This is a genomic window from Loktanella atrilutea, assembly GCF_900128995.1.
In the GTDB taxonomy this organism is placed as follows: Bacteria; Pseudomonadota; Alphaproteobacteria; order Rhodobacterales; family Rhodobacteraceae; genus Loktanella; species Loktanella atrilutea.
Window position 1 is genome coordinate 281,880 of the sequence record NZ_FQUE01000004.1, and the last position, 14,715, is coordinate 296,594.

A 14,715-nucleotide genomic window follows, 5' to 3' on the forward strand; every position below is an offset into this window, starting at 1 on the left:
CGAAGCAGGAGCGCCCATGACGCAACCGGATCTGACCCTTTCGCAGTTGCAATCCCTCGTCGGGACCGAGGTCGGCGTCTCCGGCTGGCATCGGATCGATCAGGCGCTGATCGACGTCTTCGCCGTCATCAGCGGCGATACCCAGTTCATCCACACCGATCCCGACCGCGCCGCCGCCACCCCCTTCGGCGGCACGATCGCGCATGGCTTCCTGACCGTCGCACTGCTCGGCACCATGGCGCTCGAAGCGCAGCCGCGCCTCGCCAATATGCGGATGAGCGTCAATTACGGGTTCGATCGCCTTCGGTTCGTGTCACCCGTGCCGGTCAACAGCGACATCCGCGCCCGCTTCACCCTCGCATCGCTCGACGAACGGCAGCCGAACGAGATCACCGTCGCCTGGGACGTCACGGTCGAGATCCGGGAGCAGGACAAGCCCGCATTGATTGCGCGCTGGCTCAATCGTCGCTATCTGGACGCCGGCTGATGGCTGCCAAGCCCGGCAGCCGGCGCGAAGGAAACCCGATGACCGCGACCGACGACGACTCAGACCGCAACTTCGTGACCGCCCTCGCCCGCGGGCTGGATGTGCTGCGCTGCTTTCGTCCGCATGAACAGAGCCTGTCCAACACCGACATCGCCCAGCGCACCGGCCTGCCGAAGCCCACGGTGACGCGGCTGACCTATACGCTGTGCCAGCTGGGATACCTCGTGCATTCCGACAGCACGGGCTTCTACCGGCTGGGCGCTGGCGTGCTGCAGCTTGGCTACGGCGTGCTGGCGGGCGTCGATCTGGCGGACCGCGCCCGCGCGGTGATGCGCGATCTGGCGCAGGGCGGGCCGAACCTGAACGTCAACGTGGCGCTGGGGGAACGGCACCGGCTGACGATGGTCTATACGGCCGTCCAGCGCACCACACAGAACATCGCCCTGTCGATGACCGTCGGCGCGCGGCTGCCGCTGTTCCGCTCCGCCATCGGCCGCGCCGCCCTCGTCGCGATGTCAGAGGCCGACCACGACCGCCTGCTGCGCGACGCAGCAGAGGAGGGGCGCGAGGACATGCCCGCGATCTGCGCCGGGTTGAAGTCCGCCTGTGCGGAATACGCGGCACAGGGCTTCGTCACCTCCTTCGGCGCGTGGCGCGAACAGATCAACGGGATCGCGGTGCCGATCTGGTCGCTGAACGGTGACCGGCTCTATGCCATGAACATCGGCGCGCCGACCTTCCTCGCGTCAGAGACGGAATTGCGCGACGTCTACGGCCCGAAGCTTGTCGCCGCCGCCCGCGGCCTGTCCGATTTCCCCAAGAAAGCCGACCGATGACCGATACCGCCCGCCCCGACCTGATCGAGGACCCCTATCCCATGCAACGCCTGATCGGCTTTCGCATGGTCGACTGGTCAGAGGGTTACGCCCGGTTCGAATTGCCCCTGCGGGACGAGCTGATGAACCGCTACGGCATCCCGCACGGCGGCCTTTATGCCGTGCTGCTGGATACCGTGCTGGGCTATGCGGGGTCGTTCACCGGCGACGCGAACGCAAGGCAGATGGTGATGACCCTGTCGCTGACGACCAACTTCCTGTCCCGCCCCGCGGGCCGGACCCTGATCGGCGAGGGGCGGCGCACCGGGGGCGGCAAGTCCACCTATTTCGCCGAAGGCACCGTGCGGGACGAAACCGGCGTGCTGGTCGCCACCGCCACCGGCACCTTCCGCTACCGCAAGGGTCAGACCGCCTGAAGCCCCGCCATCACGCGGTGCAGGTGGTGGTCCGCGTCGCCCAGCTGCGCGTCGATCATCACCAGCCGCTTGGCGTAGTGCGACACCGGCGCCTCCCACGTCATGGCGATGCCGCCATGCATCTGGATCGCCTCCTCGGCCACCCGCTGCGCCACGCGCCCGCACAGGTGCTTGCACATCGACACGCTGCGCGACTGGTCCGCCGTGCCCATGCGGCTGGCGGCGAGGATCACGATGGACCGCGCCTGCGCAATCTCCGTCACCAATTCCACCGTCCGGTGCTGCAACGCCTGATTGCTGCCGATGGGTCGCCCGAACTGCCGCCGCTGCTTCAGGTAATCGACGGTCAGCGCCAGCGCGGTCTCCATCCCGCCCAGCGCCTCGGCGGACAGGGCCAGCGCCCCGGCATCGAGCGCGTCCTGCACCGCAGCACCCGCATCCGCCATCAGCAGCCGCGCCGGTGCCGCGTCAAGGATCACCTCGGCCGCGCCGCCGCCGTCGATCATCGCATAGGGCAGCACCTGCGCGTCGCTGGCCGCGACCTCGTGCAGGCTCAGCCGCGCGCCGTCGCGGGCCACGATCAGGAAGCGGTCCGCCCCCGGACCGCCATAGACGACGCTCTTGCGCCCGGTCAGCCGGCCGCCGTCGGCCGTCGTCTCGATCTCGTCCAGCGCGGTGCCGTCCATCTCGAACAGACCCACGGCATAGCGCAGGTCGCCCGCCAGCAGCGGCCCCGCATCGGCGCCCGCCGCCACCAGCAGCCGCGCCGCCAGCAGCGCGGGCAGCACCGGCTCGGGGCACAGGGCGGCACCCAGCGCCTCGAACACCGTGGCGATGTCGAAGCCCGCGCCGCCAAAGCCGCCGTGATCCTCGTCCACCAGCGCGTGCAGCGCCCCCATCTCGACCAGCGCGGCCCACAGCTCCGGGCTGTGATAAGGCGCTGCATAGGCGACCTTCATGCGCAGCGCGGGGTCGCAGCGGTCGGCCAGCAGGCGCGACAGGCTGTCCGCCAGCATCCGGCGTTCCTCGGTCTGTTCAAAATTCATCTCAAAGCCCCAGCATCGCCTTGGCCAGAATGTTCTTCTGGATTTCGTTGGACCCGCCGTAGATCGACATCTTGCGGTTGTTGAAGTATTCCGCCGCATTGCCCGCCTGATCGGCGGGCACGATGGCCGCGTTGCCGTCAAGATCCTCGGACGGGAAGGGCGCCGCCGCCGGCCCCAGCGCCCGGCGGGCGAGGTCGTTCAGCGCCTGCCGCACCTCCACCCCCTTGATCTTGAGGATCGAGCTTTCCACGCCCGGCGCACCGGCGCTCTGTCCGGCCACCACCAGCCGCAGGTTGGTGATCTTCATCGCCTCCAGATCGACCTCGATCCGCGCCAGCCGCGCGGCGAACAGCGGATCGTCGATCAGACGCCGCCCGGACCGGCGGGGGTGGCGGGCATGGGTCAGCAGGCTCTCGAACGCCTGCGTCGAAAATCCCACGCCCGCAATGTTATTGCGCTCGTGCGTCAGCAGATATTTCGCGATCGTCCAGCCCTGATTCTCCCCGCCCACGAGGTTCCCGACCGGCACCCGCACGTCGGTCAGAAAGACCTCGTTCACCTCGTGCCCGCCTTCGATCAGACGGATCGGGCGCACCTCGACCCCCGGCGTCTTCATGTCGATCAGCAGGAAACTGATGCCCTCCTGCGGCTTGCCATCGGCCTTCGTCCGCACGAGGCAGAAGATCCAGTCCGCGTGCTGGCCCAGCGTCGTCCATGTCTTCTGTCCGTTGACGATATAATGGTCGCCGTCCCGCACCGCCCGCGTTTTCAGCCCCGCCAGATCGGACCCCGCCCCGGGCTCGGAATACCCCTGGCACCACCAGTCCGTCCCGTCGAGGATGCGCGGCAGGTAGTAATCGCGCTGCTCTTGCGTGCCGAACTTGAACAGCACCGGCGCCAGCATCGCGATCCCGAAGGGCACGAGCCGCGGGGCAGAGGCGCGGGCCGCCTCCTCGTCGAAGATGTGCTTCTGCACCGGCGTCCAGCCCGCCCCGCCATAGGCGGCGGGCCAAGACGGCGCCAGCCAGCCGCGCGCGTACAGGGCGGCGTGGTAATCCTCCATATCCCGCTTGCTCAGGGTGCGCCCCTCGCGCACCTTGGCCGCCGTTTCGGGCGACAGGTCGTCGGCCATGAAGGCGCGGACCTCGGCCCGGAACGCCTCCTCCTCGGGGGTAAAGCTCAGGTCCATCGCTCAGCCCTCGCCGTTCAGATCGGCAAAGGTCGTGCCCTCGTCAGCCATGCGCCGCAGCAGCGGCGGCACCTGCCAGTAGTGCGGATCGTCCTGCGCGTAGGTCTCGATCCGCTCCACCAGCCTGCGCGCGCCCAGCGTATCGGCATAGTGCATCGGCCCGCCGCGCCAGCGCGGAAAGCCGTAGCCGAAGAGGAACGTCGCATCGATGTCGATGGGCCGCTGCGCGATGCCATCCTCGATCACCCGCGTCGCCTCGACGATCATCGCGGTCATGTAGCGGTCGACGATCTCGGCGTCGGTAAAGGTGCGCGGCGTGACGCCATGCTCGGCCCGCACCGTGTCGATGATCCCGGCCACGCCGGGGTTGGCGGGGGCGGGCTTCGTGCCGTGGTCGTAGTAGCCCATCCCGCTCTTGCGCCCCAGCCAGCCCGCCTCGGCGATGCGGTCGGGCACCTCGCTGTAGCGTTCCGCCTTCGGCCGGTCCGGCGCGCGGCGCTTGCGGGTGGCGTAACCGATGTCGAGACCCGACAGGTCGTTCGCCCGGAACGGCCCCATCGCCCAGCCGAAGCCTTCCAGCGCATCGTCGATCTGCTCGGGGCTGGCCCCGTCCAGCACGAGGTAGTCGGCGGCCTTGCGGTAATGGGTCAGGATGCGGTTGCCGATGAAACCGTCGCAGACCCCCGCGCGCACCGCGACCTTTTTGAGCTTCGCCGCCAGCGCGAACCCCGTCGCCACGACCTCGGGCGCCGTCCTGTCGGCCACCACGACCTCCAGCAGCTTCATGATATGGGCGGGAGAGAAGAAGTGCAGCCCGATCACGTCCTGCGGTCGCCCCGTCGCCGCCGCGATCCGGTCGATGTCGAGGTAAGAGGTGTTCGTCGCCAGCACCGCCCCTGCCTTGCAGATCGCGTCAAGCTGCGTGAAGAGGTCGATCTTCACCCCCATGTCCTCGAAGGCCGCCTCGATCACCAGATCGACGTCCGCGAAATCCGCAAGCACGGTGGAGGCGGCGAGCCGTGCCTCGGCCTCCGCCCGCGCCTCCGGCTTCATCTTGCCGCGCTTCACCGCCCCGTCGAGGTTCGACAGGATCGTCTGCCGCCCCCGCTCCAGCGCTGCTGCGTCGCGCTCGTTCAGGCGCACGGACAGCCCCGCCATCAGGCAGGCGGTCGCGATTCCGCTGCCCATGGTGCCGCCGCCGATGATGCCGACCCGCTCCACCTTGCGCGGTGTGGCGTCCCGCTCGGGGATCTTGGCCACCGCCCGCTCGGCAAAGAAGGCGTGGATCAGCCCCGCGCGCTGCGGGCTGCCGAGGCAGTTGCGGAACAATGCCCGCTCGATGTCCATGCCCTCCCGGATCGGCTTGTCGCAGGCGGCGATCGCCTCCACGCATTTCAGAGGGGAATAGAGGTGCGGCGCCTTCGCCTGCACCTCGGCCTTCGCCCGCGCGATCAGCTCCGGGTCGACCGTGACCGCGATCTCGCCCACGGTGCGGACGGGCAGGGTGCCGTTGCGCACCTCCTCGGCCATCGCCAGCGCAACCTCGCGCGGATCGCCCTCGGTCAGGCGGTCCAGCAGGCCCATCTCCAGCGCCTCTGGCCCTTGGATATGGCGGCCCGTCGTGATCATCTCGATGGCCGCAGGCAGGCCTGCCAGCCGGGGCGCGCGCTGGGTGCCGCCGGCGCCCGGCAGGATGCCCAGCGTCACCTCCGGCAAGCCGACGCGCACCCGTCCGACGCCGACGCGGGCCTGCGCGCCCAGGGCGATCTCCAGCCCGCCGCCGAGGGCGACGCCATGGATGACGGCGATCACCGGTGTCGCGATCTCCTCCATCCGGTTGATGATCGTGGGCAGAATCGGCGCCTCCGGCGTCTTGCCGAATTCGCGGATATCCGCCCCGGCAACGAAACTGCGCCCCTTGCCGTAAAGCGCGATCACGTCGATCCCGTCATCCGCCGCCGCCCGTTCCAGACAGTCCTGAAACCCCTGCCGCAGCGCGTGGGAGGCCGCGTTCACCGGCGGGTTGTCGAAGGCGATCAGCCCGGTCCTGCCGACCTTCTCCAGTGTCACCGCATCGCTCATCGAAACCTCCCTGTCTGCGGAATGATGTTCCGCTGTGCGGACAGCTAAGGGCAGCCGACGCGGCCTGTCAAGCGAGGGACCGCTTGACGCCCCGGCTCGCGGGCGGCATGGTTCCGCTATGCGAACGATTGTTTCACAGATCTGGGAGGGGTCGGCGTGAACATGGACATGCCCCGTATCGTGCCGGTCGACGTGCCCGGTCCCGATCCCGTCGATCTGCCCGGCCTGATCCGGCAGCACGGCGCCGCCCGGCCGGACCATCCTGCCATCGTGACGGGCGAGGCCGTCACGACATGGGGCGGACTGGCCGCGGCGATGGACCGTGTGGCGGCGCACCTGATCCGCCTCGGCCTGCGTCACAACGACGTCGTGGCCAGCCTCGGCGGCGTCACGCCGCAGCATCTGACGCTCTACCTCGGCACGCTGGCGGCGGGGGGCACCTTTGCGCCGCTGATGATTTCGGCCACGCCGCAGATCGTGGCGGGGCTGGTCGCGAACTGCGATGCGCGCCTGATCTTCGCCGACGCCGCCGGGCAGGCGGCGCTGGGCGATCTGACGGCGCAGCCGCTGGACGACCTGCTGCGCGACAGCGCCGATGCCACCGGCCCGCTGCCCGTCATCGCGCCGACCGACGGCTTCGACATCATCTACAGCTCCGGCACCACCGGCGCGCCCAAGGGCATCATGCACGACCACCGCTTTCGCGGGCGGCAGCGGGCGCGGATGGCGGGTTTCGGCTTCGACGCTGCGATGCGGCTGCTGGTCTCGACCCCGGTCTATTCCAACACCACGCTGGCGGCCCTGCTGCCCATGCTGGCGGCGGGCGGCACCGCCGTCCTGATGCCAAAGTTCGATGCGGGCGGCTGGCTGGCACTGGCCGCGCGGCATCGCATCACCCACGCCATGTGCGTCCCCGTGCAATGGCGCCGCCTGCTAGCTCACCCGGATTTCGACGCCACGGACCTGAGCCATTTCGTCACCAAGCTGTCCACCAGCGCGCCCCTGACGCCGGACCTGTCGCGCGACCTGTTGGCGCGGTTTCCGGGGCGCATGGTCAACATCTACGGCATGACCGAGGGCGGCGTCGGCTGCCTGATGGACCTGACCGCCCATCCCGACCGGCTCGATACCGTGGGGCAGGTGGTGGCGGGCGGCAACCTGATGACCCTCGGCCCCGACGACACCCCCCTGCCGCAGGGCGAGGTGGGAGAGATCGTCGGCCGCTCCGTCACCATGATGACCGGCTACTGCAACGCGCCGGAGCTGACGCGCAAGGCGCTGTGGACCGACCCCGACGGCGTGCACTGGATGCGATCCGGCGACATGGGGCGCGTCGACGCGGACGGCTTCCTGCACGTCATGGACCGCACCAAGGACATGATCAACTCCGGCGGCTTCAATATCTTCGCCGTCGATCTGGAAAACGCCCTGCTGACCCACCCGGCGGTGGCAGAGGCCGCGGTGATCGCCGTGCCCAGCCCCGAATGGGGCGAAACGCCGCTCGCCTACGTTACCCTGCGTGCAGAGGCGGACCCAGAGGCGCTGCGCACCCATGCCAACGCCCGCCTCGGCAAGACCCAGCGCATCAGCCGCGTGATCGTCACCGACGCCCTGCCGCGCAGCGAGATCGGCAAGGTCCTCAAGCGCGATCTGCGCGCCCCCCACTGGCCCAAGGAGAAGACATGACCCCCGACACCCACTTCCGCGAGGGCCTTGCCGCCGGAGAGATCCGCCTGCAGCGCTGCGCCACCTGCGGCACGCACATCTTCTTTCCCCGCGTCCTCTGCCCCGCCTGCCACGGCACCGACCTACACTGGATCGCCGCGTCCGGCGCGGGAGAGGTCTATACCTTCACCACCGTTCGCAACCGTCCCGAAAAGGGCGGCGACTACAACGTCGCGATGGTGGAACTGGCCGAAGGCGTGCGGATGATGACCCGCGTCGACGGCGACCCGCATGAGGTGCGCGTCGGCATGCCCGTCACCGCCTACGTGGGTCAGATCGACGGCGCCCCCGCCGTGCTGTGTCGCCGGGCGGAGGGTTGAGCATGGATCACGCGTTGCGCGGCAAGTCGGCCATCGTGGGCCTTGGCGTCGCCGGTCTGGGCGAGGCACCCGGTTCCAACAGCTGGGACATCATGGCGCAATCGGCGCAGGCGGCGCTGGCCGACGCCGGGCTGAAGATGAAGGACGTGGACGGCCTGTTCTGCGCCATGATGGAGGATTCGATGCCGGTCCTGATGGCCGCCGAATACCTTGGCATCCGACCCCGCCACGTCGACGGCACGCTGACGGGGGGATCGTCCTTCGTGAACTATCTGGCGAGCGCGACCGCCGCCCTCGACGCGGGCCTCTGCGACGTGGCGCTGGTCTGCTACGGCAGCAATCAGCGCACCGCCTCGGGCCGTCTGGTCACCGCCTCGCGCCTGCCGCCCTACGAGGCGCCCTACAAGCCGCGTTATCCGGTCTCGGGCTACGCCATGGCGGCGCAGCGGCACATGCATCAATACGGCACCACGCGAGAGCAACTGGCCGACGTCGCCGTCGCCGCCCGCGCCTGGGCCAGCCACAATCCGCAGGCCTTCACCCGCGACCCGATCACGCGGGACGACGTGCTGGCGGCGCGGATGATCAGCGATCCCTTGGGCAAGCTCGACTGCTGCCTCGTCACCGACGGCGGCGGCGCGCTGGTGCTGACCCGCGCCGACCGGGCGAAGGACCACGCGCAAAAGCCGGTCTACGTGCTGGGGGCGGCGGCGGAATCGACGCACCGGCAGATCAGCCAGATGCCTGACTTCACCGTCACCGCGGCCCGCGAAAGCGGCAAGCGCGCCTTTGCCATGGCGGGAGTGACCCCGTCGGACATCGACGTCCTGCAACTCTACGACGCCTTCACCATCAACATCATCCTGTTCCTGGAGGATCTGGGCTATTGCGCCAAGGGCGAGGGCGGTGCCTTCGTCGCGGACGGGCGGATCGCGCCGGGCGGGTCGCTGCCGGTGAACACCTACGGCGGCGGGCTGTCCTGCACCCATCCCGGCATGCTAGGCATCTTCACCATCATCGAGGCGGCGCACCAGATCCGCGGCACCGCGCCGGGGCTGCAGCTCGACGGCGTCGACCTCGCGCTGGCGCACGGCAACGGCGGCGTGCTGTCCAGCCAGGTGACCGCGATCCTGGGATCGGAGGCGACCCTGTGACCTTCGACGCCCCCCGCTTCATCCGCGACGTGTTCCAGCCGGAAAGTTTCGCCATCATCGGCGCCTCCGACGATCCGACGCGGATCGGGGGGCGGCCGCTGGCCTATACCCGCGAACGGTTCGCCGGCCCGATCTATCCGGTCAATCCGACGCGAGAGACCGTGCAGGGCCTGCCCGCCTACGCCAGCCTCGCGGACATCCCCGGCCCGGTCGATTTCGTCCTGATCGCGGTGCCCGCGGCGCGGGTCGAACATGCGGTGCGCGACTGCGCCGCCAAGGGCGTGCGCTGCTGCCTGATCTTCAGTTCGGGCTTTGCCGAGGTGGGCGACATGGCCGCGCAAGCGCGCCTGCTGGACATCGCGCGCCCCGCCGGCCTGCGCATCCTCGGGCCGAACTGCCTCGGGCTCTTCGACGCCGCGCACGGCTTCTTTCCGACCTTCACCGCGACCCTCGACCGGGGTCTGCCCGATGGCGGTCACGTCGGCGTCGTCTGCCAGTCGGGCGCCTACGGCAGCCACATCGCCTATCTCAACCGGTTGCGCGGCATGGGGGTGGGGCGGATGCTGACGACCGGCAACGAAAGCGACATCTCGGTCGCCGAAGGCATCCACGCGCTGGCCCACGACGAGGCCACGGGCTGCATCCTGGCCTACGCCGAAGGCGTCCGCGACGGTCCTGCATTCCGCGAGGCACTGGAGGCGGCGCGGCAGAACCGCAAGCCCGTCGCCATCATGAAGGTCGGCCGGTCAGAGATCGGTGCCGCGGCGGCCGCGTCCCACACCGCTTCGCTGGCCGGAGAGGACGCCGTCTTCGACGCGATCCTGCGCCAGCACGGCGCCTTTCGCGCCCGCACGACCGACGACCTGATCGACATCGCCGTGGCGACGCGACCCCGGATCTATCCCACGGGCAGGCGGCTGGGGATCGTCACGATCTCCGGCGGCGCCGGTGTGCTGATGGCCGATGCCGCCGCCGATCACGGGATGGCGGTGCCGCCGATGCCGCAGGCGGCACAGGACGCGCTGCGCGCCGCATTGCCCTTCGCCACGCCGGTCAACCCGGTAGACGTGACGGCGCAGGTCTTCAACGACCTGCCTTTGATCCGCACCAACATGGACCTGATGCTGGGGCAGGGCGGTTACGACAGCATCGTCGCCTTCTTCACCTCGCTCGCCGGATCGCCCAGCCTGTCCGGCCCCCTGCGCGATGCCCTCGCCGGATCGCTGCAGGACCATCCAGAGGCGCTGATCGCCCTGTCGATCATCGCCCCGCCCGCCGTGGTGGCGGATTACGAGTCCGCGGGCTTCATCGTCTTCGAGGACCCCAGCCGCGCCGTCGCGGCCCTCGCCGCCCTGTCGGATTTCGGTGCCGCCTTCGCCCGACCGCCCCTGACCGCTGACGTCCCCGCCGCAGCCGACCGCCTGCCGCCCGGCGCCCTGAGCGAACACGCGGCCAAGGCGGTGCTCTCTGCCGCGGGCCTGCCGGTCCTGCCCGAGGCGCTGGCCCCCGACGCCACCGCCGCCGTCGCGGCGGCGGAGGGGATGGGATATCCGGTGGTGCTCAAGGTCGTCTCGGCGCAGATCACCCACAAGACAGAGATCGGCGGCGTCGCCCTGAACCTCGGTGACGCGGAAGCGGTCGCCATGGCGGCCGACGGCATCCTGTCGCGCGCCCGCGCGGCCCACCCGGACGCCGACATCGACGGCCTGCTGGTCGCCCCCATGGCCCCCGCCGGAGTCGAGATGATCCTTGGCATCCAGCGCGACCCGGTCTTCGGGCCCGTGGTGATGTGCGGCCTTGGCGGCATCTTTGCCGAGGTGCTGCGCGACGTGACCTTCCGTGCCGCCCCCTTCGATCTGGCGGAGGCGCAGCGGATGATCGGCGAACTGAAGGGGCAGGCGGTGCTGGACGGCGTGCGCGGCCGCCCCGGCGGCGACCGGGCGGCACTGGCGCAGGCGCTGGTCGCCCTGTCGCGCTTTGCCGCCGCCCACGCAGAGGATCTGGAGACCTGCGACATCAATCCCTTCGTGCTGCATGACAGCGGCGGCGTCGCGCTCGACGCGGTAATCCTCGGCGCGGGGTAAGGGGGCGGCACGCCTTCCGCGGAAGAGTCTATCGGGTCAGATGAAGGGGATCGCGCTTCACGGGTGCGGGTCCGCGGGTGGCGGGTCTGGGGACGCCTCCCGCGGGGGAGTATTTGGGAAAAAGCGAGGACCGGCTCAGGTCGCGGCCGCGGCGGCGCCGGCGGCGAGCATCGCGTCGATCTGTGCGTCGGTGTAGCCGTGTTCCGTGAGTACGGCGTGGGTGTCCTGTCCGAAACGGGGCGGCGTCCGGTCGAACCGGGCGGGGGTGCGCGACAGCTTGACCGGGTTGCCGGCACCGCGATAGTCGCCGATCTCGACCAGCATGTCCCGGTGCAGGGTATGGGCGGCGGTAAAGACGTCGGCCACGGTGTTCACGCGGCCCGCCGGCACCCCCGCCTCCATCAGCTGCCGGGTGATCGCATGGGCATCGTGGGGCGCGAGCAGCGCCACGAGGCGTGCGCGCATGGCGTCGATATTGGCGAGCCGGTCGGCGTTGGTGGCATAGGTGGGATCGGCCGCGAAGCCGGGATCGCCGAGGATGGCGCAGAGCTTGCGCCACTGCCCGTCGTTGCCGCAGCCGATGAAGATCTTGTCCGCGCCGCAGTCGAACATGTCGTAGGGCACCACGTTGGCGTGCTGGTTGCCGGACCGGCCCGCGACGGTGCCGGACAGGAAGTAGTTGGCGGAATGGGGGAACAGCAGGCTGCAGGCCACGTCGTAGAGGCTCGCCTCGACGAACTGGCCGCGGCCGGAGGTCTGCCGCTCGAAGGCGGCGGCCATGATGCCGAAGGCGAGGCTCATGCCCGTGGCGATGTCGACCAGCGGCACGCCCATGCGCAGGGGGCCGTCGCCGCGGGCGCCGTTCACGCTCATCAGGCCCGCCTGCGCCTGCACGATGGCGTCATAGCCCGGCAACCCGCCCAGCGGCCCGTCGGCGCCGAAGCCCGACAGGCGCGCATGGATCAGGCGGGGATAGCGTTGCGACAGGGTGTCGTAGCCGATCCCCCACTTTTCCAGCGTGCCGGTCTTGAAGTTCTCGATCAGCACGTCGGCCTCGGCCAGCAGGCGGTGCAGGACTGCGCGGCCGTCTTCCTGCGCGAGGTCGAGGGCGATGCCGCGCTTCGACCGGTTCACGCCGATGAAATAGCTCGACGCGCCGTCCTTGAACGGCGGGCCCCAGCCGCGGGTCTCGTCGCCCTGCGGCGGCTCGATCTTGATGACCTCCGCCCCGTGGTCGCCCAGCCACTGGCTGCAGAACGGGCCGCCCAGCACCCGCGTGCAGTCGATCACCTTCAGTCCCGAAAGGGCCGCCCCCGGCCGTGTCGCCATCGTCATCGTCATCTCCCCGATTGACCCGCAGCGGGTGCGACCGTAAGGTCGGATCATCTGCGAAACTGAATTTCATTTTTGCAGATCGCGTCGGGATCGTGAAGCCTGTTTCGCGCGGCAGGGCCTTGGGAGGGGTGACAGATGACGGATATCCGCAAGCCGGAGGCGCTGGGCCGCCTCGACGGTGTGCTGCTGCGGCTGATCGACGGGATCAGCGCCGCGCTGATGATCGTGGCGGGCATCGCGCTGATGCTGATGATGGTGCATGTCACCGTCGATGTCGTGGGCAAGTTCGTGTTCCACCGCCCGGTGCCGATGACGCTGGAGATGGTGTCGAACTACTACATGGTCGCCGTCGTCTTCCTGCCCTTCGCCGCGGTCGAGCGGATGAACGGCAACATCCATGTCGAGCTGATCTATGGCCTTTTGCCGCGGATCGCCCGGCGTCTGCTGGATCTCGTCAGCTACGTGCTGTTCGCCGCCCTCCTTTACCTGCTGACCACCAGCAGCTGGGCCGTGGCGCTGAAGAAATACGCGGTGGGCGAGTTCATCATGGGCAGCTACGCGGTGCCGATCTGGCCTTCGCGGTTCCTGCTGCCGGTGGGCACGGCGCTGGCGCTGGCGCTGGTGGTGGTCCGCATCGGGCGCACCCTGCTGCTGCTGGGCCGCCCCGACCTCGACCGGATCGACGACATGCCGAGCGGCCCCGCCGATCCGGTCGGAGGAACCAACGTATGATGGACCTGTCACGCGAGGCCGTGGGCTTCATCGGCATCTTCGTCCTGCTGGCGATGATCTTTCTGCGGGTCCCCGTGGGCGTGGCGCTGGCCAGCGTCTCGGTCGGGGGCATCTTCATCATCATGGGCGAGCGTCCGGCGATCGGGATGCTGTCGTCGATCCCCTACGACTTCACCGCCCACTGGACGTTGTCGAGCATCCCGATGTTCCTGTTCATGGGCTACCTGTGCTATCACGCGGGGCTGACGACGGGGCTGTTCCGGCTGGCGCGGCTTTGGCTGTCGTGGATGCCGGGGGGGTTGTCGGTCGCCTCGATCCAGGGCTCGGCGCTCTTTGCCGCCGTCACGGGATCGTCGCTGGCGTGTACCGCCGCCATGGGCCGCATCGCCGTGCCCGAGATGCTGAAGGCCGGCTACGACAAGGGCCTCGCCACCGGGACCGTCGCCGCGGCCGGCACCATCGGTTCGATGATCCCGCCGTCGATCCTGCTGATCATCTACGGCATCTTCGTGGAACAGAGCATCGCGGCCCTGTTCATCGGGGCGCTGATCCCCGGCATCCTGACGGCGATCCTCTATTCCGTCATGGTCGTGGTGCGCTGCTGGCTGAAACCGTCGCTGGCGCCCCGCGTCCACGAGGAGGTGACATGGGGCCAGCGCTTTGCCGCCTTCGGCGACACATGGCCCGTCATCGTGCTGGTCGTCGGCGTCTTCGGCGGCCTGTTCAGCGGCGTATTCACCCCGACAGAGGCCGGGTCCGTCGGTGCCGCGCTGGCCTTCCTGATCGGTCTGGTCAAGCGCGCCCTGTCGTGGCCCGTGCTGAAAGAGGCGATCGGGGAAACCCTGCGCACCACCGCGTCGATCTTTCTGATCGCCATCGGCGCGCAGCTGCTGACCCGGTTCTTCGCGCTGGCGGGGACGACGCAGATCATCGCGGACTGGATCGGCAATCCGGAGTATTCGCAGCTTCAGGTGATCCTGATCATCAGCGTCATCCTGATCCTGCTGGGCATGCTGCTCGATCCCATCGGGATCATGCTGCTGACCATTCCGATCCTGCTGCCGGTGCTGGAAGCGCGCGACATCAACCTGATCTGGTTCGGCGTGCTGATGGCCAAGTTCCTCGAGATCGGGTTCATCACCCCGCCTGTCGGCCTCAACGTCTTCGTGGTGAAGGGGATCGTGGGCGACCTCGTGCCGATCCACAAGATCTTCACCGGGATCGCGTGGTTCGTGGTGATGGACGTCTTCCTGATCGCGGCGCTCATCGCGTTTCCGCAGATCATCCTCTGGCTGCCGGGGCTGTAACC

Annotated in this window: 13 protein-coding genes; 9 read left to right on the forward strand and 4 right to left on the reverse strand. The window is 69.2% G+C overall.

The genetic code is table 11. The features are described 5' to 3' along the window. Window positions 1-16 precede the first annotated feature (16 nt). From BUA54_RS11105 to BUA54_RS11115, 3 genes are read left to right on the forward strand one after another with little or no spacing between them, the layout of a single operon-like run. Window positions 17-487: a MaoC family dehydratase gene (locus tag BUA54_RS11105; RefSeq protein ID WP_072857318.1), complete on the forward strand. Its 471-nt coding sequence runs from the start codon at window positions 17-19 to the stop codon at window positions 485-487. A 38-nt stretch (window positions 488-525) separates the two neighbouring features. Then, window positions 526-1,323 carry an IclR family transcriptional regulator gene (locus BUA54_RS11110; RefSeq protein WP_072857319.1) on the forward strand — a complete coding sequence of 266 codons (798 nt, stop codon included), beginning with the start codon at window positions 526-528 and terminating at the stop codon, window positions 1,321-1,323. Continuing rightward, on the forward strand, window positions 1,320-1,739 hold the full coding sequence (locus BUA54_RS11115) for a PaaI family thioesterase (protein ID WP_072857320.1): 420 nt from the start codon (window positions 1,320-1,322) through the stop codon (window positions 1,737-1,739). The genes BUA54_RS11110 and BUA54_RS11115 overlap by 4 nt, the downstream gene beginning before the upstream one ends. Here BUA54_RS11115 and BUA54_RS11120 read toward each other — a convergent pair. The 3 genes from BUA54_RS11120 to BUA54_RS11130 are packed head-to-tail and all read right to left on the reverse strand — an operon-like array spanning window position 1,727 to window position 6,056. Then, window positions 1,727-2,785, reverse strand: a complete 1,059-nt coding sequence (locus BUA54_RS11120; RefSeq protein WP_072857321.1) for an acyl-CoA dehydrogenase family protein — start codon at window positions 2,783-2,785, stop codon at window positions 1,727-1,729. The two genes, BUA54_RS11115 and BUA54_RS11120, sit on opposite strands and share 13 nt — an antisense overlap. 1 nt (window position 2,786) lies before the next feature. Further along, on the reverse strand, window positions 2,787-3,974 hold the full coding sequence (locus tag BUA54_RS11125; RefSeq protein ID WP_072857322.1) for an acyl-CoA dehydrogenase family protein: 1,188 nt from the start codon (window positions 3,972-3,974) through the stop codon (window positions 2,787-2,789). A gap of 3 nt (window positions 3,975-3,977) precedes the next feature. Further along, the gene (locus tag BUA54_RS11130; RefSeq protein WP_072857323.1) at window positions 3,978-6,056 is read right to left on the reverse strand and encodes a 3-hydroxyacyl-CoA dehydrogenase NAD-binding domain-containing protein; all 2,079 of its coding nucleotides are present in this window, start codon (window positions 6,054-6,056) and stop codon (window positions 3,978-3,980) included. Between the two features lie 162 nt (window positions 6,057-6,218). Between BUA54_RS11130 and BUA54_RS11135 the strand changes: the two genes are divergently transcribed. The 4 genes from BUA54_RS11135 to BUA54_RS11150 are packed head-to-tail and all read left to right on the forward strand — an operon-like array spanning window position 6,219 to window position 11,339. Then, window positions 6,219-7,742, forward strand: coding sequence for a class I adenylate-forming enzyme family protein (locus BUA54_RS11135; protein ID WP_072857370.1), 1,524 nt, complete (start codon window positions 6,219-6,221; stop codon window positions 7,740-7,742). After that, window positions 7,739-8,101, forward strand: coding sequence for a Zn-ribbon domain-containing OB-fold protein (locus tag BUA54_RS11140; protein ID WP_072857324.1), 363 nt, complete (start codon window positions 7,739-7,741; stop codon window positions 8,099-8,101). The genes BUA54_RS11135 and BUA54_RS11140 overlap by 4 nt, the downstream gene beginning before the upstream one ends. A 2-nt stretch (window positions 8,102-8,103) precedes the next feature. Continuing rightward, window positions 8,104-9,255, forward strand: a complete 1,152-nt coding sequence (locus BUA54_RS11145) for a thiolase (RefSeq protein ID WP_072857325.1) — start codon at window positions 8,104-8,106, stop codon at window positions 9,253-9,255. Then, window positions 9,252-11,339, forward strand: a complete 2,088-nt coding sequence (locus tag BUA54_RS11150) for an acetate--CoA ligase family protein (protein ID WP_072857326.1) — start codon at window positions 9,252-9,254, stop codon at window positions 11,337-11,339. The genes BUA54_RS11145 and BUA54_RS11150 overlap by 4 nt, the downstream gene beginning before the upstream one ends. 135 nt (window positions 11,340-11,474) lie before the next feature. Here the strand turns inward: BUA54_RS11150 and BUA54_RS11155 are convergent, their stop codons facing one another. Beyond that, a complete protein-coding gene (locus BUA54_RS11155) occupies window positions 11,475-12,674 on the reverse strand; it encodes a CaiB/BaiF CoA transferase family protein (protein ID WP_245810616.1) in 1,200 nt (399 codons plus the stop codon). A 135-nt stretch (window positions 12,675-12,809) separates the two neighbouring features. On the opposite strand from BUA54_RS11155, the gene BUA54_RS11160 reads away from it, so the two are divergent. Both BUA54_RS11160 and BUA54_RS11165 read left to right on the forward strand, forming a co-directional pair. After that, window positions 12,810-13,406 (forward strand): TRAP transporter small permease subunit, encoded by a 597-nt coding sequence (locus tag BUA54_RS11160; protein ID WP_084114329.1) that lies wholly within the window; start codon window positions 12,810-12,812, stop codon window positions 13,404-13,406. A 5-nt stretch (window positions 13,407-13,411) separates the two neighbouring features. Then, window positions 13,412-14,713: a TRAP transporter large permease gene (locus BUA54_RS11165; RefSeq protein WP_072857373.1), complete on the forward strand. Its 1,302-nt coding sequence runs from the start codon at window positions 13,412-13,414 to the stop codon at window positions 14,711-14,713. Window positions 14,714-14,715 lie beyond the last annotated feature (2 nt).

Excerpts from the sequence above, each read along its gene's own strand:
- BUA54_RS11105 (WP_072857318.1), top strand. The coding sequence starts at position 17 with ATGACGCAACCGGATCTGACCCTTTCGCAGTTGCAATCCCTCGTCGGG.
- BUA54_RS11110 (WP_072857319.1), top strand. The coding sequence starts at position 526 with ATGACCGCGACCGACGACGACTCAGACCGCAACTTCGTGACCGCCCTC.
- BUA54_RS11115 (WP_072857320.1), top strand. The coding sequence starts at position 1,320 with ATGACCGATACCGCCCGCCCCGACCTGATCGAGGACCCCTATCCCATG.
- BUA54_RS11120 (WP_072857321.1), bottom strand. The coding sequence starts at position 2,785 with ATGAATTTTGAACAGACCGAGGAACGCCGGATGCTGGCGGACAGCCTG.
- BUA54_RS11125 (WP_072857322.1), bottom strand. The coding sequence starts at position 3,974 with ATGGACCTGAGCTTTACCCCCGAGGAGGAGGCGTTCCGGGCCGAGGTC.
- BUA54_RS11130 (WP_072857323.1), bottom strand. The coding sequence starts at position 6,056 with ATGAGCGATGCGGTGACACTGGAGAAGGTCGGCAGGACCGGGCTGATC.
- BUA54_RS11135 (WP_072857370.1), top strand. The coding sequence starts at position 6,219 with ATGGACATGCCCCGTATCGTGCCGGTCGACGTGCCCGGTCCCGATCCC.
- BUA54_RS11140 (WP_072857324.1), top strand. The coding sequence starts at position 7,739 with ATGACCCCCGACACCCACTTCCGCGAGGGCCTTGCCGCCGGAGAGATC.
- BUA54_RS11145 (WP_072857325.1), top strand. The coding sequence starts at position 8,104 with ATGGATCACGCGTTGCGCGGCAAGTCGGCCATCGTGGGCCTTGGCGTC.
- BUA54_RS11155 (WP_245810616.1), bottom strand. The coding sequence starts at position 12,674 with ATGACGATGGCGACACGGCCGGGGGCGGCCCTTTCGGGACTGAAGGTG.
- BUA54_RS11160 (WP_084114329.1), top strand. The coding sequence starts at position 12,810 with ATGACGGATATCCGCAAGCCGGAGGCGCTGGGCCGCCTCGACGGTGTG.